This is a genomic window from Streptomyces sp. C36 (assembly GCF_040932295.1).
GTDB classification, from domain to species: Bacteria; Actinomycetota; Actinomycetes; order Streptomycetales; family Streptomycetaceae; genus Streptomyces; species Streptomyces triculaminicus.
This window is the reverse complement of sequence record NZ_JBFQGI010000004.1, coordinates 530205-550096: the sequence shown is the minus strand read 5'-3', so window position 1 is coordinate 550096 and position 19892 is coordinate 530205. Positions and strand designations below refer to the sequence as shown.

Genomic DNA, 19892 nt, shown 5'->3' with positions numbered 1-19892 from the left:
ACACTGCCCCCACCCACTCCGCCAGTACTGGCGTTCGACGAACGGGTGGGGGGCGGGTCGCGGCGGGATCAGGCGGACGCGGCGGCCTTCGCCGCGATGTCCGTCCGGTGGTGCGAGCCGTCCAGGCGGACGCGGGAGACGGCCTCGTACGCGCGCGTGCGGGCCTGCTCCAGGCCGGCGCCGGTCGCGGTGACGGACAGCACCCGGCCGCCCGCGCTGACCACGCGGCCCTCGGCGTCGTGCGCGGTGCCGGCGTGCAGGACGTAGGCCTGCTCCACCTCGGCCGCGCCGTCCAGGCCCTCGATCACGTCGCCGGTGCGCGGGGTGCCGGGGTAGTTGTGCGAGGCGATGACGACCGTCACGGCGGCGTCGTCGCTCCAGCGCAGCGGCGGCTCGGCGGCGAGGTTGCCCGTGGCCGCGTTGAACAGGACGCTCGCCAGCGGGGTGCGCAGGCGGGCCAGCACGACCTGGGTCTCCGGGTCGCCGAAGCGGGCGTTGAACTCGATGACCCGCATCCCGCGCGAGGTGATCGCCAGGCCCGCGTAGAGCAGCCCGGAGAACGGCGTGCCGCGCCGGCGCAGCTCGTCGACGGTGGGCTGGAGCACGGTCCGGAGCACCTCGTCGACCAGCTTGGGGCCGGCCCACGGCAGCGGGGAGTAGGCGCCCATGCCACCGGTGTTGGGGCCCTCGTCGGCGTCCAGGGCGCGCTTGAAGTCCTGGGCGGGCTGCAGGGGAAGGACCGTTTCGCCGTCGGTGATCGCGAAGAGCGAGACCTCGGGGCCGTCCAGGAACTCCTCGATCACCACGCGCTCGCACGCCAGCGCGTGCTCCCGGGCGGCCGCGACGTCCGAGGTGACGACGACGCCCTTGCCGGCGGCCAGGCCGTCGTCCTTGACGACGTACGGCGCGCCGAACGCGTCGAGGGCCGCGTCGATCTCCTCGGCCGTGGTGCACACGTAGCTGCGGGCGGTGGGGACGTTCGCGGAGGCCATGACGTCCTTGGCGAACGCCTTGGAGCCCTCCAGCAGGGCCGCCTCGGCCGAGGGCCCGAAGACGGGGACGCCGCGCTCGCGCAGGACGTCGGCGACGCCGGCGACCAGCGGCGCCTCCGGGCCGACCACCACGAGGTCCGCGCGCAGCGACGCGGCCAGCTCCGCGACGGCGACGCCGTCCAGCGCGTCCACGGGATGCACCTCGGCCACCTCGGCGATCCCGGCGTTGCCGGGGGCGCAGTGGAGCGCGGTGACGTCGGGGTCGAGGGACAGAGAGCGGCACAGGGCGTGTTCGCGGGCGCCGCCGCCGATGACGAGGACCTTCACAGGGGCCACCCTATTGCCTGCCTTGTGGATCACCACGACTCGGGTGCCGCCCGCTCTTCGTAGGAACCTCTTGATCGGCTCTTGACCGGCCTCGTGACGCGCCTCCTGGGCGCCCGCGGGCGTCCACGCCCCGGCCGGGGCGAACTCTTTCGAGTGAGGCCGAGGGCCTCCTATACCTGATTGCGCCGCACTTACGGACGGAAAAGGCTGGATCTTGCGCCCAACGCCAACCGTTCGGCGGTAGGAAGGAGGCTGCCAGCACGGTTGAGGTGCGTGGACGCGCACACGGCGGAGAGGGAGTGCAGGCGTGAGCCAGCCTGAGATGCAGCCCGAGGGGCTCCCTCGGGAGCAGGACGGGAAGCACCGGGGCGACCTGCGCGGCCGGACCTTCCCGCTCGGGGACTGGGGAGAGCCCGCCGAGCGGCTGGACGAGCTGTACAGATGGGTCGAGGGCGGCGCCCTCAATCTCGCCGACTGGTACCTGACCGACCGCGCCTGGAAGCGCCGCTGGGCGCGCGGGCTGCGCCTGGCGGCGGCCTCCTGCGCCCTGGTGGGGGCCGCGCTGCCGCTGCTGGAGCTGACGAAGGTGCTGCGCACGGGCTCGGCCTGGGCGTTCCTGGCGCTGCTGGGCGCGGTGGCCTGCGTGGCCTGCGACCGCTACTTCGGCCTGACGTCCGGCTGGATGCGGGCGGTGGCCACGGCGCAGGCGGTGCAGCGGCGGCTGGAGGTGCTGCAGTTCGACTGGGCGTCGGAGTGCGTGCGCGAGGTGCTCGGCCCGACCGAGGGCACGGCCAGCGAGGCCGCCGAGCGCTGCCTGACCGTGCTGCGGCGCTTCTCGGAGGACGTCTCCGAGCTCGTACGGGCCGAGACGGCGGACTGGATGGTGGAGTTCCGGGCGGGCCCGGCGCCGCTTCTGACGCAGTCGCTCGTGGCGTGGGGCCCGCGGGGCGAGGGAAACGGCCCCGTGGGGCGGTTCCCGATGCCGCCGCACACGCGGCCGAACATGCCCCGGCAGCGGCCGCCGGAGTCGCCGCGCTAGGCCGTGTTGTCCCAGGACCTGCCCGGGAGCTCCCGGTGCCGTACGGCCGTGGCCGCCGTCCGGCGCCGGGGGCGCCCGTCGGCCGTAGGCGCCCGTCAGCTGAAGACGATCATCGATCCCTGACCCAGGCTGCGCGTCGCCGCCGCGTGCAGGCCCAGCCACACATGGCGCTCCCGGGCGAAGGGGCTGTCGTCGTGCGGGCCGGGGGCCGCGCGCTCCTCGAGGGTGGTCGGGTGGTCCGGAGCGGCGGGCGCGGCGGGCGGGTTGGCCGGGTCGATGCCCAGGACGGGCGCCACGGCGAGGAGTTCGCGCAGCAGCCCGTGGCTGGAGCCCAAGGGGCCGCCGCCCTCGAGGAGTTCGTCGTTGTACAGCGGATGCGCGAAGTCCACGGGGACGTACGCCCCGGCGTGGTCGTAGTGCCACACGAGGTGCGACTGCTGGGCCGTGCTCTCGAACATCTCCAGCAACTGCTCGTAGTCGCCGCCGAGTTCATCCACGGGGGTGACGGCCAGACCGCACAGGTTGAGCAGGTGGGCGCGGCGCAGGAAGTGCAGCGCGTCGTAGTCGAAGCCCGCGACCGGGGCCACGTCGCCGGAGAGGCCCGGCATGTAGCCGAAGACGGGCACGGGAGGCAGTCCGGCCTCGCCGAGGGCCTTGTCGTACGCGGCGATCTCCTCGGCGAAGGGGTTGTCGGGGCTGTGGCACAGCACGTCGACAAGGGGCACTAGCCAGAGGTCACAGGCCACGTGAACTCACTCTCGTTTTCGCGTTCGTGCGATGGTCGGGGCATGCGATGGTCGGGCCAGAGTAGTGCCGCTCAGCCGGTTGTCACACAGGGCCGACGCAGATGGAATCGCGCACTCCGCACGGCCGTGGACGCCTCCCGCCACCGCCCGCGTCAGCGGCCCGCCCGCACGTCCCACACCCACACGTCGCCCGCCCGCTTCGGCTGCCGGCCCGCGAGGGCGGTGACCGCCGTGCGCAGCGCCTCGTCGTTGTCCTGACCCGCCAGGACGAGCACGTCGGCGCGCCAGAAGTCGAGGTCCCAGCCGAACTCGCGGCGCTGCTGGGGGCCGATCACCGGCACCCTGCCCGTCTCGCGGACCTTGCGCAGCAGCTCGGACGTGGGGCGCGGCTGCGGCCCGTAGATGCCGATGCGCTCCGGGCCCCAGGGTCCGTTGAAGTAGCCGCCGGGGATGCGGAAGCCGAGGCCGGCGTCGATCTGCCAGCCCAGTGCGGTGGTGTCGGCCGGGGACGGGACCGGTACGGGCACCAGGGAGCGGCCGGGGCGTACGTACTCCCGCCAGGTGCCGTCGGAGACGAAGGCGGGCACGGGGGCGCGCTCGACGGTGCGGTACGGCGTGGGGAACAGCGGCAGCACGGCCACGACGAGCGCGGCCGCGCCGAGGATCCGGCGGGAGCTCTCGCGCTCGCTGCGGACGCGCCGCAGGACCAGCCGGTCGCAGCCGAGGGCCAGGAGGATGCCGAGGGCCGGGACGCAGACCATGGCCATCCGCGACTCGATGACCGACTCGAAGACGGGCAGCGGCGCCACCACCCGCCACGGTCCCGGCAGGGTCTTGCCGGTGCCGGGCAGCGGGATGTTCTGGCCCAGGGAGAGCACGGCGGCGGCCAGCGCGGTGAAGCCCAGGGCGCGCACGCGCGGCTGGTCGCGCAGGTGGACGACGAGCGCGACGGCGAGGACGACGAGGGGCCAGCCGAAGAAGGCGTTCTCCTCGGTCCGGTTGAGCGACAGCGAGGCCGCGACGTGCTCGTCGCCGGCCAGCGAGCGGGTGGCGAACTCCAGCAGCGCCATGGGGTGGTTGCCGACCTGCCCGTGCAGCACGCTGCGGTAGCTCTGCGGGCCGAAGAACTGCCAGGCCAGCGGCACCATCACCAGCGGCACGGCCACCAGCGCCGCGATGCCCAGGCCGCGCAGCAGGGGCGGGGCGACGGCCTTGGCCACGTCCGGGGAGGCGACCGCGTAGCCGAAGGCGAACAGGAGCATGCCCGTGACGGCCAGCAGCAGCGCCTCCTCGCCGAGGAAGACCTGGTAGGCGAGGAAGAGACCGAGGACGACGGCGTCGCGGGTGGGCCGCCTGCCCTCGCACAGCCGCAGCGCCCGGTCGATGATCAGCGGCATCATGAAGAGCACCGCGAAGTTGGGGTGCGCGGTGCCGTGGGAGATCATCGGCGGCGCGAAGGCGCAGAACCCGCCGCCCAGCGCGGCCGCCCAGCGGGAGCGCACGAAACGCCGGGCGATGAGCCAGTACCAGGAGCAGGCGGTCGCGGTCAGCCCGCCGGTGAGCACGACGGCCCAGGTGACGTGGGCGCCGAGGGCGAGGGTGAGGGGCGCCAGCGGTACGGACAGGCCCAGCATGGCGGTGTTCGCCATGAGGTTCACCCCGAGCGGGGCGTTCTGCAGGTCGGTGAAGAGCGGGTTCCGCAGGTGGGCGACGTTGTCGGCGGTGACCGCGAAGAACCATTCCCACTGCTGCTGGTCGGAGCCCGAGTCGGCGAGGTAGGCGCCGCCGAGGCCGCCCCACAGGCCCCCGTAGAGGAAGAAGGCGAGGACCAGGAAGATCGCGGGTATGGCTATCCGCTCCGGCCGCACCGCGCGCCAGCGCAGCCGCACGAGGTCCGCGAGGACGGTGGGATAGGCGAACGGACGGACCTTGGAACCGGGCTGATGGGCCCATCGGACGGGCACTTCGGCGACCTCCCAGGCCATCTGGTGGAAGAAGCGCAGGATTTCGACGTCGTAGCTCCAGCCGTCGAGCCGGGAGCCCTCGAAGGCCGTGCGGACCTTGTCGCCGTCGAAGAGTTTGAAGCCGCACTGGGTGTCCCGTATGCCCGGCACGGCGGCCGCGCGTATCAGCCCGGAGCCGAGCCGCCCCATGATCTCCCGCACGGGGTTCTGGCGTACGGCGATCCGTGATTCCGGCAGCGCCCGGGAGCCGACGGCGGCGGCCACGCCCTCGTCCAGCCGTCTTTGGAGCGGGGTCAGCTCCTCGATGGGGGTGGCCAGGTCGGCGTCGGTGACCAGGACCCGGCGGCCGCGCGAGGCGAGCACTCCGGTGCGTACGGCGTGCCCCTTGCCGCGGTTGGCCGGGGTGCGCAGCAGCCGGACGCGGGGCTCCTCGGCGGCGGCGGCCTCGGTGACGGCGGCCGTGCCGTCGGCCGAGCCGTCGTCGACGACGATCAGCTCCCAGCTCAGGGGTTCGAGGCTCTCGAGGTGGGCGCGCACCGCGGTGAGCGTCGGGGCGAGCCGGTTCTCCTCGTTGTACGCGGGGATGACCACCGTCAGATCGACGGCTGCCTCAGCGGCCGTTCCGGAGGGATCCGACGGCTGGGCCGGTGCCGGCTTCATGGCGAATCACATTCCGTTTGTCGACGACGGCGAGCGACATCGACCTTATGCGGTCGGATTCCGATCGGGTCGAGGGGCCAAGCCGTCGATCAACGCCAGCGAGTGGTGGTTGTACGCCACGACGATCCGCTGCGCGCGGACCACGTCCTGGCACGCCACCGCCTCCACCAGGTCGGCGTGGCCGTGCCACAGCCGCCCCCGCAGGTCCCCCAGGCCCCGCAGCAGGGGCACCGTGAAGATCCAGCTCTGCACCCGGACCCGGTCCAGGAAGTCCGATATGTAGGGGTTGCCCACCAGCCCGGCCATCTCCCGCCAGAAGCGCAGGTCGTAGCCGATGAGGATGTCGAGATCGCCCGCCAGCGCGGCCCGTCCGGCCTCCTCCGCGCGCCGCCGCACCGAGGCCAGCGCCTGCGGCGTCGCGGCCTGCAGCGCGCGCTCGGCGGAGCGGCGGAACATGCCCTCGACGATCAGCGTGCGGGCCTCGATCATGTCGCGGAAGTCGGCGTAGGAGAACTCCCGCACCCGGTAACCGCGGTGCAGCTCCACGTCGAGCAGCCCCTGCGAGCACAGGTCGAGCAGCGCCTCGCGGACGGGCGTGGCCGAGACGCCGTACTGCTCGGCGATCTCCTTGACGGTGAACTGCCGGCCCGCCGGGAGCCGCCCGGCGATCACCTCGTCGCGCAACGCCTCGGCGATCTGTGAGCGCAGCGTCGTGCGCTTGACAGTCTCGCTGCCGGGCATGGGTCTCCGTCTCCGCTTTTTTCCGATGTCCCCTGGCCGCCGCGCTTGACATGCGAACGGCCCCCGCCACGATATGCGAGGGCCGTCACGGGCGATATGGCCGTGAGCACGGGAAGGGCGAACGCTACCGGATCGCCGGGCTGGGCGGTACGGGTGGGTACGGGCGATTCGGTCACCCGGGCCGTGCCGCCGGGGCGGCGGGGGCCGTCAGACCGTGTACCGGTCCGCCACCGTCAGCGCCTCGTCCAGGGCCGCCAGACCCTCCTTGGCCTCCGACACGGTGACGGTGCACGGCGGAACGGCGTGGGTGCGGTTCATGTTCACGAACGGCCACAGGCCGGCCGCCCTGCACGCCGCGGTGAAGGCGGCCATGGGGGCGTTCGCCTCGCCCGTCGCCGCGTACGGCACCAGCGGCTCGCGGGTGGCGCGGTCGCGGACGAGCTCCACCGCCCAGAACGCGCCGAGGCCGCGGACCTCGCCCACCGAGGGATGGCGCTCGGCCAGTTCGCGCAGGCCGGGACCGAGGACGTCCTCGCCGATGCGCGCGGCGTTCTCCACGATGCCCTCCTCGGCCATCGCGTCGATCGTCGCCACGGCGGAGGCGCAGGCGAGCGGGTGCCCGGAGTAGGTGAGCCCGCCCGGGTAGGGCCGCGTCTCGAAGGTGGCGGCGATCTCGGCGGAGATGGCGACGCCGCCGAGCGGCACATAGCCGGAGTTGACCCCCTTGGCGAAGGTCAGCAGGTCGGGGGTGACGCCGAAGTGGTCGGCGGCGAACCACCGGCCCGTACGCCCGAAGCCGGCCATGACCTCGTCGAGGACGAGGACGATGCCGTACCGGTCGCAGAGCGCGCGGACGCCCGGCAGGTAGCCGGGCGGCGGGACCATGATCCCGGCGGTTCCCGGGACGGTCTCCAGGAGGATCGCGGCGATCGTCGCCGGGCCCTCGAAGACGATGGTGTCCTCGAGGTGCCGCAGGGCGCGCTCGCACTCCTGCTCCTCGCTCTCCGCGTGGAAGGGCGAGCGGTAGAGGAAGGGCGCCCAGAAGTGGATCACACCGGCCGAGCCGGTGTCGGAGGCCCAACGGCGCGGATCCCCGGTGAGGTTGATCGCGGCGGCCGTCGCGCCGTGGTACGAGCGGTAGGCGCTCAGCACCTTGGGCCGGCCGGTGTGCAGCCGGGCCATCCGGACGGCGTTCTCCACCGCCTCGGCGCCGCCGTTGGTGAAGAAGATCTTGTCCAGGTCGCCGGGCGTCCGCTCGGCGACCAGCCGCGCGGCCTCGGACCGCACGTCGACGGCGAAGCCGGGCGCGATGGTGCACAGCCGGGCGGCCTGCTCCTGGATCGCGGCGACGACCTTGGGGTGCTGGTGGCCGATGTTGGTGTTGACCAATTGCGAGGAGAAGTCGAGATAGCGGTTGCCGTCGTAGTCCCAGAAGTACGAGCCCTCGGCGCCGGCCACGGCCAGCGGGTCGATGAGCCCCTGGGCGGACCAGGAGTGGAAGACGTGCGCGCGGTCGGTCGCCTTCACGGCGGCGCCACGGGCGGGATCGGGCTGCGTGCTCACGGGCGTGACCTCTGATCGGGAGTGCGGGAGGAAAGAGGCGTGGGCTGTGCGGCCCCGAGCCTACGAAAGCCCCGCCCGGGCCGGTACCGGCACTGTGTCGCACCGCTCGCCGCGCACGCGGACACAATGCCGGGCGCGGACGGTGGGCACGGGATGGGCACGGGATCACGCAAATCGCCGTACGAGAAATCCCAATTCGATGGCAATTCGCCTGCTACGGTCCTTTGCGGTTGCAGTTTGGTACCCATTTGTCTTGTGCGCCTGAGGTCCGCGACCTCGGGCGCACTCGCGTTTTTCACCCCCGGGCGCGCGAAATTCCTCCGCACGCCCCCTCATAAGGAGATCGTCTTGGCTACCGGCATCGTGAAGTGGTTCAACTCGGAAAAGGGCTTCGGCTTCATCCAGCAGGACGGCGGCGGCGCCGACGTGTTCGCCCACTACTCCAACATCGTCAGTCAGGGCTATCGGGAACTCCAGCAGGGCCAGAAGGTCACGTTCGACATCAGCCAGGGCCAGAAAGGCCCCCAGGCGGAGAACATCCTTCCGGCCTGACGCCGGGGCCCGGGGCCGCCTCGGCGGCCGCCCGGAGCCGGGGGCCGGGGGCCGGGACCGCACTTTCGCCGGTGCGGATACCCGGCCCTTTGCCGTGCCGCTATTCTCCCCGCGACGAAACATGGGGGAAGGAGGGCACCGGCATGGAAGAGCTGTCGCCGGAAGACCCGCGAGAACTCGGTGCCTATCGCCTGCTGGGCAGGCTGGGGGCGGGAGGCATGGGCCGGGTCTACCTCGCCCGGTCCGACCGGGGACGCACGGTCGCGGTCAAGCTGGTCCAGCCGGAGCTGGCGGGCCAGGAGGAGTTCCGCCGACGCTTCCGCCAGGAGGTACGGGCCGCCCGGCGGGTCGGCGGCGAGTGGACCGCGCCCGTGCTCGACGCGGACACCGAGGCGGAGATCCCCTGGGTCGCCACCGGCTACATCGCCGGCCCCTCGCTGCGCCAGGTCGTCGACACCGACCACGGCCCGCTGCCCGAGCGGTCCGTGCGCATCCTCGGCGCCGGGCTCGCGCGCGCCCTGCAGGCGATCCACGCCGCCGGGATCGTCCACCGCGATCTCAAGCCCTCCAACGTCCTGATCACCCTCGACGGCCCCCGCGTCATCGACTTCGGCATCGCCCGGGCCCTGGAGACCGTCACCGACGGCGGCCTGACCCGCACCGGCGCGGCCGTCGGCTCGCCCGGCTTCATGTCGCCCGAGCAGGTGCGCGGCGCGCAGGTCACCCCGGCCAGCGACGTCTTCTGCCTCGGCTCGGTGCTGGCCTACGCGGCCACCGGCACGATGCCGTTCGGCACGGCGGACAGCGGCGTGCACGCGCTCATGTACCGCATCGCCGAGGAGGAGCCGGACCTCACCGGCGTTCCGGCCACACTGCGGCCGCTGATCTCCGCGTTCCTGGTCAAGGACCCCGCGCAACGGCCCACTCCGGAAGAGGTCCTCGAGCGCACCGGCGTGGAGGACCTGCTCCCCGACCTGCGGGCCGCGGAACCCTGGCTGCCCGGCGGCCTCGTCGCCCAGCTCGGCCGGCACGCCGTCCAGCTGCTCGACGTCGAGAACCCGGCCCGCCCGGCCGCCGCACCGATACCCCCGGTCGCCTCCGAGGCGCCCACCCGCGTCGAGACGCGGGCCGAGCCGCGGGACGCGCGCCCCACCGAGCCGCCGACCGTCACCGCGGCGCCCGGCGCGGGACCGCTGCCGCCGCCCGCGCCCGCCGGCTACGGCTACCCCGGCCCGTACGGCCCCTCGCCCTACGGCCTTCCCGCACCGCCGCCGCCCCGCTCGAAGGCGCCCTACGTGCTGGCCGCCGTCGTCGCCGTCTGCCTGCTCGCGGGCGGCGGCACGGTCTTCCTGCTCAACCGCCACACCCAGGACGACGCCCGCTCCCCGGACCCCGCGCCGACGCCCTCCGCCCGCTCGGCGTCCGGCGCGCCGCAGCCGCCCACGGCCGGGCCGACGACGCCGTCCGCCGGGCCGAGCGCCACGCCGGACTCCGGACCCGCCGCGTTCATCGGCACCTGGCAGTCGAGCTTCGGCGGCGGCACGCGCGTCAACACCCGGACCATCACCATCACGCGGGGCTCGGTCGTCGACGTCACCATCGACGGCAGCGGCACCCTCGACGACGGCACCTCGTACGTCTGCGCCTGGCACACGACCGCCACCGGCGGCGGCACCGGTGGGGCGCCGCTGCACGTCGGTCCCTCCAGCGTCAGCCGGGCCATGCCCACGTCGGCCTGCCAGCCGGGCTCGTCGTCCGACCTGGTCCTGCTCCCGGACGGCAGGATGCGACGCGACTTCACCGACTCCGGCACCAAGGACGCGTCGCTCGTCTACCGGAAGATCTCCTGATCCCGGCCGGGACCGCCCGGACATGACGGCGCCCCGGTGGCCTTGAGCCACCGGGGCGCCGTGCACGCGTGCGTGCCGCTCGCGTCGTACCGCTCACGCGGCGGTACCGCCTACGAGAGGAACGAGTTGATCTCGATCGTCTCGGTGCGGCCCGGGCCGACGCCGATCGCGGAGATCGGCGCGCCGGACATCTCCTCCAGCGCCTTCACGTACGCCTGCGCGTTCTTCGGCAGGTCGGAGAAGGTCTTGGCCTTGGTGATGTCCTCGGACCAGCCCGGCAGCATCTCGTAGATCGGCTTCGCGTGGTGGAAGTCGCTCTGGCTGTAGGGCAGCTCCTCGACGCGCTTGCCGTCGATCTCGTAGGCGACGCAGACCGGGATCTGCTCCCAGCCGGTGAGGACGTCGAGCTTGGTGAGGAAGAAGTCCGTCAGGCCGTTGACGCGGGTGGCGTAGCGGGCGATGACCGCGTCGAACCAGCCGCAGCGGCGGTCACGGCCGGTGGTCACACCGCGCTCGCCGCCGATGGTGCGCAGCGCCTCGCCGTCCTTGTCGAACAGCTCGGTCGGGAACGGACCGGCGCCGACGCGGGTGGTGTACGCCTTGAGGATGCCGATCACGCGGTTGATCTTCGTCGGGCCCACGCCCGCACCCGTGCAGGCGCCGCCCGCGGTCGGGTTGGAGGAGGTGACGAAGGGGTACGTGCCGTGGTCGACGTCCAGGAGCGTGCCCTGGCCGCCCTCGAAGAGGACGACCTTGCCCTCGTCGATGGCGTTGTTGAGGATCAGCGTGGTGTCGGCGACGTACGGCTTGATCTGCTCGGCGTACGCCAGCAGCTCCTCGACGATCTTGCCCGACTCGATGGCGCGGCGGTTGTAGAGCTTCGCCAGGATCTGGTTCTTGAAGTCGAGAGCGGCCTCGACCTTCTGCTCCAGGATCGACTCGTCGTACAGGTCCTGGACCCGGATGCCCACGCGGTTGATCTTGTCCGCGTAGGTCGGGCCGATGCCGCGGCCGGTGGTGCCGATCTTCCGCTTGCCGAGGAAGCGTTCCGTCACCTTGTCGACCGTGGTGTGGTACGGCGTGATCAGGTGAGCGTTACCGCTGAGCAGCAGCTTGGACGTGTCGACACCACGGTCGTTCAGCCCGCTCAGCTCGGAGAGCAGGACCGCGGGGTCGACGACGACACCGTTGCCGATGACCGGGGTACACCCCGGCGAGAGGATTCCGGAAGGGAGGAGATGCAGCGCGTATTTCTGGTCACCCACGACGACCGTGTGGCCGGCGTTGTTGCCACCTTGGTAGCGCACCACGTAGTCGACGGATCCACCGAGCAGGTCGGTGGCCTTTCCCTTGCCCTCGTCACCCCACTGAGCACCGAGCAGCACAAGTGCGGGCACAGGCGTACACCCCTTCCGGGCGGGGCATGTCCAACGTGCACAGGTGGCGGAAGCCCGCGTGAATCGGGCGTTCACCACTGCTAGAGCCGTCGAACCGGTGCCCCGGATAGACGAAGCCCCTGGCGCAACAGCGACAGGGGCTCTTGCACCGAGAGATTACCTGAGGAAGGACGAAGGTGTCGGCTGCAGACCCGACAGGAGCGCAGCTGCTCGTCGTCATCGACCCGGCCGCCCGGCGCGTGGACGGCGAGTCCACGCGGATCGCGCGGGACGTGTTGTGCGCGGGAGCGGTGGCCAAAATCTGCCTCCCGAACGGCCCGGAGGAGGTCGCCCGCGCCGTCGCCCGACGCGGGCGCCGCCGGACCGTCGTCATCGGGGACGACCGCGCCCTGCTGCGCGTCGTCGGCCTGCTGCACCGGCGACGGGAACTGGCCGTGGCGCCGCTGGCCTGGGTGCCGGTCGGCGCGCTCCCGGCGGTGTCGGTGGCCCGGGTGCTCGGTGTGCCGCTGAGCGCCGTCGCGGCCGCACGCGCCGTTCTGGACGGCGCGGAGCGGCGGCTGGGGCTCCTGGCCGACGACAGCGACGGCGTCGTCCTGGGGGGCCTGTGGGTGCCCGCGGGGGCCACCCACCGGAACACGCCGGGCCCTCCCGCCGCCGGCGCGCGGCGCGGCCGGGCCCCCGCCGGCGCGGAGGCCGGGCCGGCCGGGAGCGGCGGCGGGGACGGCGGGGGCGGCGCGGGCCACCAGTCGTGGTGGTCGCCGGCCGCGCGGACCGCCCGTACGGCCCTGACCATGCTCTCCGGGCCCGGCGGGCGGCATCCGCTGCCCTCCTGCACCCGGCTGCGGGTCGAGGCGGACGGGGTGCTGCTGGCGGACCTGGACCGGCCCGTCGGGCGTGTCGCGGTCTCGGCGGTGGAGGGGCTGGCCGAGGTCGTCGTGCAGCAGCGTTCGGGGGACGAGCCGGTACGCGCCCGCGCCCGCGCGGTCACCGTCTCGGGCCCGGACTTCCGCTACCGCGCGGACAACCGCATCCGCGGGCCGGTGCGTACCCGCACCTGGACCGCCCACCCGGAGGCCTGGCGGCTGACCCTGCCGCGCGCCCAGGGGGTGCTCTAGCCGCCGGGGGTGACCAGCCCGGCCTCGTAGGCGAAGACCGCGGCCTGGGTGCGGTCGCGCAGGCCCAGCTTCACCAGGATGCGGCTGACGTGCGTCTTGACCGTGGACTCGGCGACCACCAGCCCCTCGGCGATCTCGGAGTTCGAGCGGCCCTGGGCGACCAGCACCAGCACCTCGGTCTCCCGCTCGGTGAGGTCGCCGACGCGCTCCTGGGTGGGCGCCCTGGGCGCGCCCAGCCGGGAGAACTCCTGGATCAGGCGCTTGGTGACCGTGGGCGCCAGCAGGGCCTCGCCGGCGGCCACGACGCGCACCCCGTCGGCCAGTTGCCGGGCGGAGGCGTCCTTGAGCAGGAAGCCGCTCGCCCCGGCCCGCAGCGCCTGGTAGACGTACTCGTCCAGGTCGAAGGTGGTCAGCACCAGCACCTTGGCGTCCGCGTCGGCCGCGACGATCTCGCGGGTCGCGTCCAGGCCGTTGAGCTCCGGCATGCGGATGTCCATCAGGACGACGTCGGGGCGCAGGGCGGCGACCTGCGCGAGCGCCTGGCGGCCGTCCACGGCCTCGCCGACGACCTCGATGTCCGGCTGGGCGCCCAGCAGCACCGAGAAGCCCTCGCGGACCATCATCTGGTCGTCCACGATCAGGACGCGGATGGGGGCGCTCACGCGGCGGCCTCGGCCGGGTTCGCGACGGGCAGGAACGCCACGACCTCGTAGCCGCCGTCGCCGGTGGCCTCGGCCGTCATGTCGCCGCCGAGCATGGCGACCCGCTCGCGCATGCCGAGGACGCCGTGCCCGGCGCCCGGCGAGGGCTTGGCCAGCCGGTCCGGGCGGCCGTTGACCACCCGCAGGCCGAGCCCGCCGAGGACGTACGAGACCTCGACGCGGGCCTGGGAGCCCGGCGCGTGCCGCAGCACGTTGCTGAGCGCCTCCTGGACGATCCGGTAGGCCGACAGCTCCACGCCCTGCGGCAGCGGGCGCACCGCGCCGGTGGTGACGTGCTCGACGGCCAATCCGGCCGCGCGGACGTTGTCGATCAGCGAGGGGAGCGCGTCGAGGGTGGGCTGCGGGGCCTCCGGGCCGGCGAAGGCGTCGGGGTTCTCCGACCGTACGACGCCCAGGACGCGGCGCAGCTCGGTCAGGGCGGCGACGGCGTTCTCCCGGATGGTCTGGAACGCGGCGGCGAGCTCCGGCGGGGTGTCCTGCACGCGGTAGGGCGCGGCCTCGGCCTGGATGGCGACGACGGACATGTGATGGGCGACCACGTCGTGCAGCTCGCGGGCGATGGTCGTGCGCTCCTCGAGGACGGTGCGCCGGGAGCGCTCCACCTCGGTGACGGCGGCCTGCGCGGCGACCTCACGCTTGGAGTCGCTCAGCCCCCGCACGGCCGCGACGCCGAAGAGCACGACGGCGGACAGCAGGGTCATCGCGTACACGGCGGAGTCGTACTCGTGGCCGCGCAACGCGTCGAGGAACACCCCCGCGGCGGCCGTCAGCAGCCACATCCACGCGGCCGTGCGCGGCCGGGTGCGGATCGTGACGATCACCATCACCGCGAGGTGCGAGACGAACCCGGACGGCGTCCACGGGGCGGGGACGAACAGCACGCCGGAGGCGAACACCAAGCCCAGCGACAGCCACCACGCGCCGACCGGCCGGAAGAGCGTCGTCAGCAGCGGCGCGCCCGCGAGCAGCGCGAGCAGCACGCCACCCCTGCTGGGTTCGTAGGCCATCGCCGCGAGCATGACCATGCCGGTGAACGCGATGACGGCGGCGTGCGGCAGCCACCGGACGTACCGCCCGCGCCCGCCGCCGAGCGGTGGCAGCGGCCGGAAGGCGAACGGGTCGGTGAAAAGGTCCTGGCGTATGCCCTCGAGGGCGCTCTTGGCGATGCGCATCTCGCTGCGCAGCCCGTTCGTCTCATACGTGTCCATCACAGCGTCAACGGTAGGCACGCGCGCGTGCTCCCGGCGTCCGCACCGATGAGGATCTACGGGGGTCCGTCTCAAGTACTACGCGAACCCCCGCAGGCCCTCCCGGCGCTACCCGCCGATCGCCGCCAGCAGCGCCCCGTACGCGGGCGTGCCCGGCGTGACCGGGGCGTAGTGGCCGGTGCCGGCCAGCGGGCGGAAGGCGACGGCCGGGGCGTACGCGGCGTAGGACGCCGAGAAGGCCACCGGCACCTCGCGGTCGTCGTCGCCGTGCAGCAGCGTGACCGGTACGGCCGGCGGCGGCAGCCGCATGGGGTCGGCCCGCGCCTCGTCGGCGGGCCCGACGAGGCCGGCGACCGCGCCGTCGCTCAGCCGCAGGGCCCGGGCGCGCGCGAGGTCGGCGACGGGGGCGAGCGCCACCACACCGTCCAGCCGCGCCGCCACCGGCCCGGAGGCCAGCCACAGCGCGAGGTGGCCGCCCGCGGAGTGACCGGCCACGACGTGCCGCGCCGGGGCCGGGCCCGTGCCGACGGCCCGGGCGGCGTCGTCGAAGGTCGCCGGCCAGCCGCCCCCGCCGCCCACGCGCCGGTACTCCGCCAGGGCGACCCGCAGCCCCTCCCCCGCCAGCGCGGCGGCCAGCGGCGCGAGGTGACGGCGGTCGTACGCCTCGCGCCAGAAGCCGCCGTGCAGCAGCGTGACCCGGGTCGTGGCGCCGGGCGGGCCGTAGAAGTCGACGACCTGGCTCGGATGCGGGCCGTAGGCCACCGTCTCGTCCGGCGGCACGTACGGCAGGCCGAACAGCGCCTCCTCCTCCCGTTCGGAGGTCACGCTCCCAGCACCTCTCCCAGCACCCGGGCCGCGCGCTCGGCGTCGGCGAAGCCGGTGTAGAGCGGGGTGAACCCGAAGCGCAGCACGTCCGGGGGGCGGAAGTCGCCGACCACGCCCCGGCGGATCAGCTCGGCCATGACCTCCTCCGCGCCGGTGCAGCGCAGGGAGACCTGGCTGCCGCGTTCGGCGTGCGCGAGCGGCGTGACGGGCTCGGCCCGCCCCGCCGGCACGTACGCCGCGACGCAGCGCAGGAAGAAGTCGGTCAGGGCCAGGCTCTTGGCCCGTACGGCCGTGACGTCGACGTCGTCCCAGACGTCGAGCGCGGCCTCCAGCGCGAGCAGGGAGAGGATGTCGGGCGTGCCGACCCGCCCGCGCGGGGCGCCGTCGGCGGGCTCGTAGACGGCCGACATGCCGAAGGGGTCGGCGTGGGAGTTCCAGCCGGGCAGCGGCGAGTCGAAGCGGGGCTGCAGCTCGCGGCGGACGTAGAGGTAGGCGGGCGAACCCGGGCCGCCGTTGAGGTACTTGTACGTGCAGCCGACCGCGAAGTCCACGCCGTCCTCGTCGAGCGCCACGGGCAGCGCGCCGGCGCTGTGGCACAGGTCCCACACCACGCGCGCCCCGGCGGCGTGCACGGCGGCGGTCGTGCCGGGCAGGTCGTGCAGCCGGCCGGTGCGGTAGTCGACGTGGTTGACGAGCGCGACGGCCGTGCTCGGCCCGGCCGCGGCGGCCATGTCCGCGGCGTCGACGGCCCGCACACGGCAGCCGGTCATGCGGGCGGCGGAGGCGGCGATGTAGCCGTCGGTGGGGAAGGTGGCGGCGTCGACGAGGATCTCGTCACGGCCCTCGGCGGCCAGGCGGACGGCGGCGACAACGGCCTTGAAGACGTTGACGCTTGTCGAGTCGCCGACCACGACCTGACCCGGCGCGGCGCCGACGAGCCGGGCGATCCGGTCGCCCACCCGCTCGGGCGCCGTCCACCACCCGGACTCCGTCCAGGACCGGATGCGCAGGCGCCCCCACTCCCGCTCGACGACGTCGGCGAGGCGGCCGGCGACGGCGCCCGGCAGGGCGCCCAGGGAGTTGCCGTCGAGGTAGACGGTGTCGTCGTCCAGGACGAACTCGGCGCGCTTGGCGCGCAGTCCGTCCGCGGCGTCCAGCGCGAGGGCCTCGTGCGTGAGGTCAGACATTGCTGCGCGCCGTCCACAGCTCGGGGAAGACGTGCTTGCCGGCGCGCTTCTCCAGCCAGGCGACGCCGGCCGAGCCGCCGCTGCCCACCTTGGCCCCCATCGCCCGCCGGGTCGCGACGAGATGGTCGTTGCGCCAGCGCCAGACGAGCTCGGCGACCTCCGTCAGGGCCTCGCCCAGCCGGCACTCCTCGCTGCCCTGGTCGCCCGCGTAGACGGCCTGCCACACGTCCTCGACCTCCTGGACGGGGGCGTACCGCTCGGACGGGTCGCGCTCCAGGACGGCCGCGGGTATCGCGTGCCCGCGCCGGGCGAGCCAGCCCAGCGCCTCGTCGTACAGGCTCGGCGCCTTCAGGGCCGTCTCGAGCCGCGCGTGGACGCCGGGGGCGTTGCGATAGGGAACGAGCATGGCGGCGGACTTCTCGCCCAGCAGGAACTCCAGCCGGCGGTACGTCGCCGACTGGAAGCCGGACGCCTCGCCGAGCGCGGAGCGGAAGGCGTTGAACTGCGCGGGCGTCAGGTGCGCGAGCGGCTCCCAGGAGGCGTTGAGGGAGGTGAGCTCGTACGTCGAGCGCTTGAGCGCGGCCAGCGCGACCGGCAGGTCGTCCTCGCGCAGGGCGCGCGCGGCGGTCTCCCACTCGTGGACGATGACGGTGAACCACAGCTCCATCACCTGGGTGGTGACGAGGAAGACCATCTCGCCGGGGTCGTCGGAGAGCGGCTTCTGGAGGTTGGTGAGGATCTCGGCCCGTACGTAGTCCTCGTACGGGGTGGTGCCCTCGAAGGCGAGGTTCGGGGACGCCCCGGTCTCCGGTCCGGAGTCCCTGAGGGCAGGGGGGAAGGCGGGCTGCGCGTGCGGCATGGCGGGCTCCTCGGCACGTCGTGCTTCCGGGTAGCGGTCCGCCCCTTCCTGTCGGCATCGGAGCCCCGGTCCCCTGCGCGCATCATGCGTCGCCCGCTTCGCTCGCGCAAGAGCTGACCGGCGGGAACGCCCCGCGGCGGCGGGGCGTTCCGGCCGTGCCGAAGGCTCAGCCCAGGGTGTTGGCGGCCGTCGGGGAGCTGTCGCGCAGGAACGTCGAGCAGCGCTCGTACTCCTCGTTCTCGCCGATGGCCTGCGCGGCCCGGGCGAGGGCGTGCAGGGCGCGCAGGAAGCCCCGGTTGGGCTCGTGCTCGAACGGCACCGGGCCGTGGCCCTTCCAGCCGCTGCGGCGCAGCGCGTCGAGGCCACGGTGGTAGCCGGTGCGGGCGTACGCGTAGGACTCGACGACGCGGCCGGCCTCGAACGCCTCGTCGGCGAGCTGGGCCCAGGCGAGGGAGGACGCCGGGTACTTCGCGGCGACCTCGGAGGGGGCCGCTCCGGAGGCGAGCAGCTCGCGCGGCTCGGGGTCGTCGGGCAGGTGCGTCGGGGCCGGGCCCCCGAGAAGGTTCTCGTGAATGGACATGAGCTCCAGTCTGCCCCAGCAGCGGACGGCGGCCACGGTCCGTGCCGGGACATCGGACACGCCCCAGGCCCCCCTAGGCCTCCCTAGGCCTCCCCGGGGTCGAGCGGCGGCGCGGTGACCCCGCAGTGGTATTCGCACTCGGGATGACACACGCCCCGCTCGGGCGCCCGGACCGTGCCCCAGGCCAGCGCCGCCCCCACCAGCAGCGCGCCCGCGCACAGCAGCATCGCGCGGTCGAAGGCGGCCGAGAACGCCGCCGGGTCGCGGTACACGTCGGGGCCCATCCCGGCCGCCAGCGGCAGCGCCGCCACCGCGATCAGGCCGGCCGCGCGCGCGGCGGCGTTGTTGATGCCGCTGGCCAGCCCGGCGCGGGCGACGTCGACGGAGGCCAGGACCGTGGCGGTCAGCGGGGCCACCAGCACCACCATGCCCATACCCAGCACGACGAGGGCCGGCAGCACGTCGGTCCAGTACCGCGCGCCCGCGCCCACCCGCGTCATCAGCAGCAGGCCCGCCGCGCACAGCAGCGGCCCGACGGTCAGCGGCAGGCGCGCGCCCACACGCTGGGCGACCCGTCCCGAACGGGCGGACAGCATCAGCATGAGCACGGTCGTGGGCAGCAGGGCCGTACCCGCCTCGAGGGCCGACCAGCCGAGCACCACCTGCAACTGGAGGACGGAGAGGAAGAAGAACCCGCTGAAGGCGGCGTAGACGAAGACCGTGACGACGTTGATCGCCGAGAACTGCCGTACGCGGAAGATCTCCAGCGGCAGCATCGGGTTCGCCCGCCGCCCCTCGACGTACACGAACGCAACGCCCAGCAGCACTCCGGCGACCCCCGGGACGATCACCCAGGGCGAGGCGCCCTTGTCCGGGGCCGCGATGAGCGCGTACGTCACCGCGGCGAGGGCCAGCGCCCCCAGCGCCGCGCCGAGGACGTCGAAGCGGCCGTGGGCGGACGGGTCGCGGGTCTCGGGCACGTGTTTGAGGGCCACCGGCACGCAGACGGCGGCCAGCGGCAGGTTGATCAGGAAGACCCAGCGCCAGCCCGGCCCGTCCACCAGCCAGCCCCCCACGAACGGGCCGACGGCCGACGCCACGCCGCCCAGGCCCGACCAGGCGCCCACCGCGCCCGCCCGGTCGTCGGGGTGGAACACCGCCTGGATCAGCGCCAGCGAGCCGGGGGTCAGCAGCGCCCCGCCGACGCCCTGCAGCGCGCGGGCGGCGATCAGGATCCCGGCGTCCGGTGCCAGCCCGCACAGCAGCGAGGCCAGCGCGAACCACACCGTGCCGGTCACGAACACCCGCCGGCGCCCGTACCGGTCGCCCAGCGAGCCGCCCAGCAGGATCAGGCCCGCGAGGGTGAGCATGTAGGCGTTGACCGTCCACTGCAGGGCGCCCAGATCCGCGTCGAGGTCCTTGCCGATGTGCGGCAGGGCGACGTTGACGACCGTGCTGTCCAGCATCGCCATGCCCGACCCGAGCACGGCCGTGAGCACGACCCAGCGCCCCACGGGGGTGCCGAGGCGGACGGCGCCGGCGTCCGCTGCCGAGTCGCTCATACC

The 19892-nt window shown here is 73.8% G+C and carries 17 protein-coding genes; 4 read left to right on the top strand and 13 right to left on the bottom strand.

Annotation, left to right across the window (positions count from 1 at the left end; genetic code table 11):
• Positions 1 to 68: 68 nt before the first annotated feature.
• Positions 69 to 1319 (bottom strand): phosphoribosylamine--glycine ligase, encoded by a 1251-nt coding sequence (gene purD, locus AB4K12_RS16060; RefSeq protein WP_368434832.1) that lies wholly within the window; start codon positions 1317 to 1319, stop codon positions 69 to 71.
• 307 nt (positions 1320 to 1626) lie between these two features.
• Between purD and AB4K12_RS16055 the strand changes: the two genes are divergently transcribed.
• Positions 1627 to 2358: an SLATT domain-containing protein gene (locus tag AB4K12_RS16055; protein WP_179198719.1), complete on the top strand. Its 732-nt coding sequence runs from the start codon at positions 1627 to 1629 to the stop codon at positions 2356 to 2358.
• Positions 2359 to 2453: 95 nt separating this feature from the next.
• Here the strand turns inward: AB4K12_RS16055 and AB4K12_RS16050 are convergent, their stop codons facing one another.
• The 4 genes from AB4K12_RS16050 to AB4K12_RS16035 form a co-directional block, all read right to left on the bottom strand.
• Entirely contained in the window at positions 2454 to 3104 is a 651-nt protein-coding gene (locus AB4K12_RS16050) for a hypothetical protein (RefSeq protein ID WP_086566122.1), read from the bottom strand.
• 152 nt (positions 3105 to 3256) lie between these two features.
• Positions 3257 to 5728 (bottom strand): glycosyltransferase, encoded by a 2472-nt coding sequence (locus AB4K12_RS16045; protein WP_368434831.1) that lies wholly within the window; start codon positions 5726 to 5728, stop codon positions 3257 to 3259.
• Positions 5729 to 5773: 45 nt separating this feature from the next.
• Entirely contained in the window at positions 5774 to 6469 is a 696-nt protein-coding gene (locus AB4K12_RS16040; protein ID WP_368434830.1) for a GntR family transcriptional regulator, read from the bottom strand.
• A 207-nt stretch (positions 6470 to 6676) separates the two neighbouring features.
• The gene (locus AB4K12_RS16035; RefSeq protein WP_368434829.1) at positions 6677 to 8032 is read right to left on the bottom strand and encodes an aspartate aminotransferase family protein; all 1356 of its coding nucleotides are present in this window, start codon (positions 8030 to 8032) and stop codon (positions 6677 to 6679) included.
• A gap of 348 nt (positions 8033 to 8380) precedes the next feature.
• Between AB4K12_RS16035 and AB4K12_RS16030 the strand changes: the two genes are divergently transcribed.
• Together AB4K12_RS16030 and AB4K12_RS16025 are read left to right on the top strand one after the other, a co-directional pair.
• Positions 8381 to 8584, top strand: coding sequence for a cold-shock protein (locus tag AB4K12_RS16030; protein WP_086566126.1), 204 nt, complete (start codon positions 8381 to 8383; stop codon positions 8582 to 8584).
• A gap of 143 nt (positions 8585 to 8727) precedes the next feature.
• A complete protein-coding gene (locus tag AB4K12_RS16025; RefSeq protein ID WP_368434828.1) occupies positions 8728 to 10434 on the top strand; it encodes a serine/threonine-protein kinase in 1707 nt (568 codons plus the stop codon).
• A 110-nt stretch (positions 10435 to 10544) separates the two neighbouring features.
• Here the strand turns inward: AB4K12_RS16025 and AB4K12_RS16020 are convergent, their stop codons facing one another.
• Positions 10545 to 11831 (bottom strand): adenylosuccinate synthase, encoded by a 1287-nt coding sequence (locus AB4K12_RS16020; RefSeq protein WP_086566128.1) that lies wholly within the window; start codon positions 11829 to 11831, stop codon positions 10545 to 10547.
• A 176-nt stretch (positions 11832 to 12007) separates the two neighbouring features.
• On the opposite strand from AB4K12_RS16020, the gene AB4K12_RS16015 reads away from it, so the two are divergent.
• Positions 12008 to 12946, top strand: coding sequence for a diacylglycerol kinase (locus AB4K12_RS16015; protein WP_368434827.1), 939 nt, complete (start codon positions 12008 to 12010; stop codon positions 12944 to 12946).
• Here AB4K12_RS16015 and AB4K12_RS16010 read toward each other — a convergent pair.
• The 7 genes from AB4K12_RS16010 to AB4K12_RS15980 form a co-directional block, all read right to left on the bottom strand.
• Positions 12943 to 13608, bottom strand: coding sequence for a response regulator transcription factor (locus AB4K12_RS16010; protein WP_278251596.1), 666 nt, complete (start codon positions 13606 to 13608; stop codon positions 12943 to 12945). The genes AB4K12_RS16015 and AB4K12_RS16010 overlap by 4 nt on opposite strands.
• Positions 13605 to 14876, bottom strand: a complete 1272-nt coding sequence (locus tag AB4K12_RS16005) for a sensor histidine kinase (RefSeq protein WP_368434891.1) — start codon at positions 14874 to 14876, stop codon at positions 13605 to 13607. The genes AB4K12_RS16010 and AB4K12_RS16005 overlap by 4 nt, the downstream gene beginning before the upstream one ends.
• Before the next feature lie 108 nt (positions 14877 to 14984).
• Positions 14985 to 15701, bottom strand: coding sequence for an alpha/beta hydrolase (locus AB4K12_RS16000; protein ID WP_368434826.1), 717 nt, complete (start codon positions 15699 to 15701; stop codon positions 14985 to 14987).
• Positions 15698 to 16888 carry a kynureninase gene (gene kynU / locus AB4K12_RS15995; RefSeq protein WP_368434825.1) on the bottom strand — a complete coding sequence of 397 codons (1191 nt, stop codon included), beginning with the start codon at positions 16886 to 16888 and terminating at the stop codon, positions 15698 to 15700. Before kynU ends, AB4K12_RS16000 begins: the two co-directional genes overlap by 4 nt.
• Entirely contained in the window at positions 16881 to 17747 is an 867-nt protein-coding gene (locus AB4K12_RS15990; RefSeq protein WP_368434824.1) for a tryptophan 2,3-dioxygenase family protein, read from the bottom strand. The genes kynU and AB4K12_RS15990 overlap by 8 nt, the downstream gene beginning before the upstream one ends.
• Positions 17748 to 17913: 166 nt before the next feature.
• Positions 17914 to 18327, bottom strand: coding sequence for a DUF3151 domain-containing protein (locus AB4K12_RS15985; RefSeq protein ID WP_086572931.1), 414 nt, complete (start codon positions 18325 to 18327; stop codon positions 17914 to 17916).
• 83 nt (positions 18328 to 18410) lie between these two features.
• Positions 18411 to 19889: an MFS transporter gene (locus tag AB4K12_RS15980; RefSeq protein WP_368434823.1), complete on the bottom strand. Its 1479-nt coding sequence runs from the start codon at positions 19887 to 19889 to the stop codon at positions 18411 to 18413.
• Positions 19890 to 19892 lie beyond the last annotated feature (3 nt).

What these genes read in the sequence shown, in the direction of transcription:
- AB4K12_RS16045 (WP_368434831.1), bottom strand. Translation starts at nt 5,728, where the DNA reads ATGAAGCCGGCACCGGCCCAGCCGTCGGATCCCTCCGGAACGGCCGCT.
- AB4K12_RS16040 (WP_368434830.1), bottom strand. Translation starts at nt 6,469, where the DNA reads ATGCCCGGCAGCGAGACTGTCAAGCGCACGACGCTGCGCTCACAGATC.
- AB4K12_RS16025 (WP_368434828.1), top strand. Translation starts at nt 8,728, where the DNA reads ATGGAAGAGCTGTCGCCGGAAGACCCGCGAGAACTCGGTGCCTATCGC.
- AB4K12_RS16005 (WP_368434891.1), bottom strand. Translation starts at nt 14,876, where the DNA reads ATGGACACGTATGAGACGAACGGGCTGCGCAGCGAGATGCGCATCGCC.
- kynU (WP_368434825.1), bottom strand. Translation starts at nt 16,888, where the DNA reads ATGTCTGACCTCACGCACGAGGCCCTCGCGCTGGACGCCGCGGACGGA.
- AB4K12_RS15990 (WP_368434824.1), bottom strand. Translation starts at nt 17,747, where the DNA reads ATGCCGCACGCGCAGCCCGCCTTCCCCCCTGCCCTCAGGGACTCCGGA.
- AB4K12_RS15985 (WP_086572931.1), bottom strand. Translation starts at nt 18,327, where the DNA reads ATGTCCATTCACGAGAACCTTCTCGGGGGCCCGGCCCCGACGCACCTG.
- AB4K12_RS15980 (WP_368434823.1), bottom strand. Translation starts at nt 19,889, where the DNA reads ATGAGCGACTCGGCAGCGGACGCCGGCGCCGTCCGCCTCGGCACCCCC.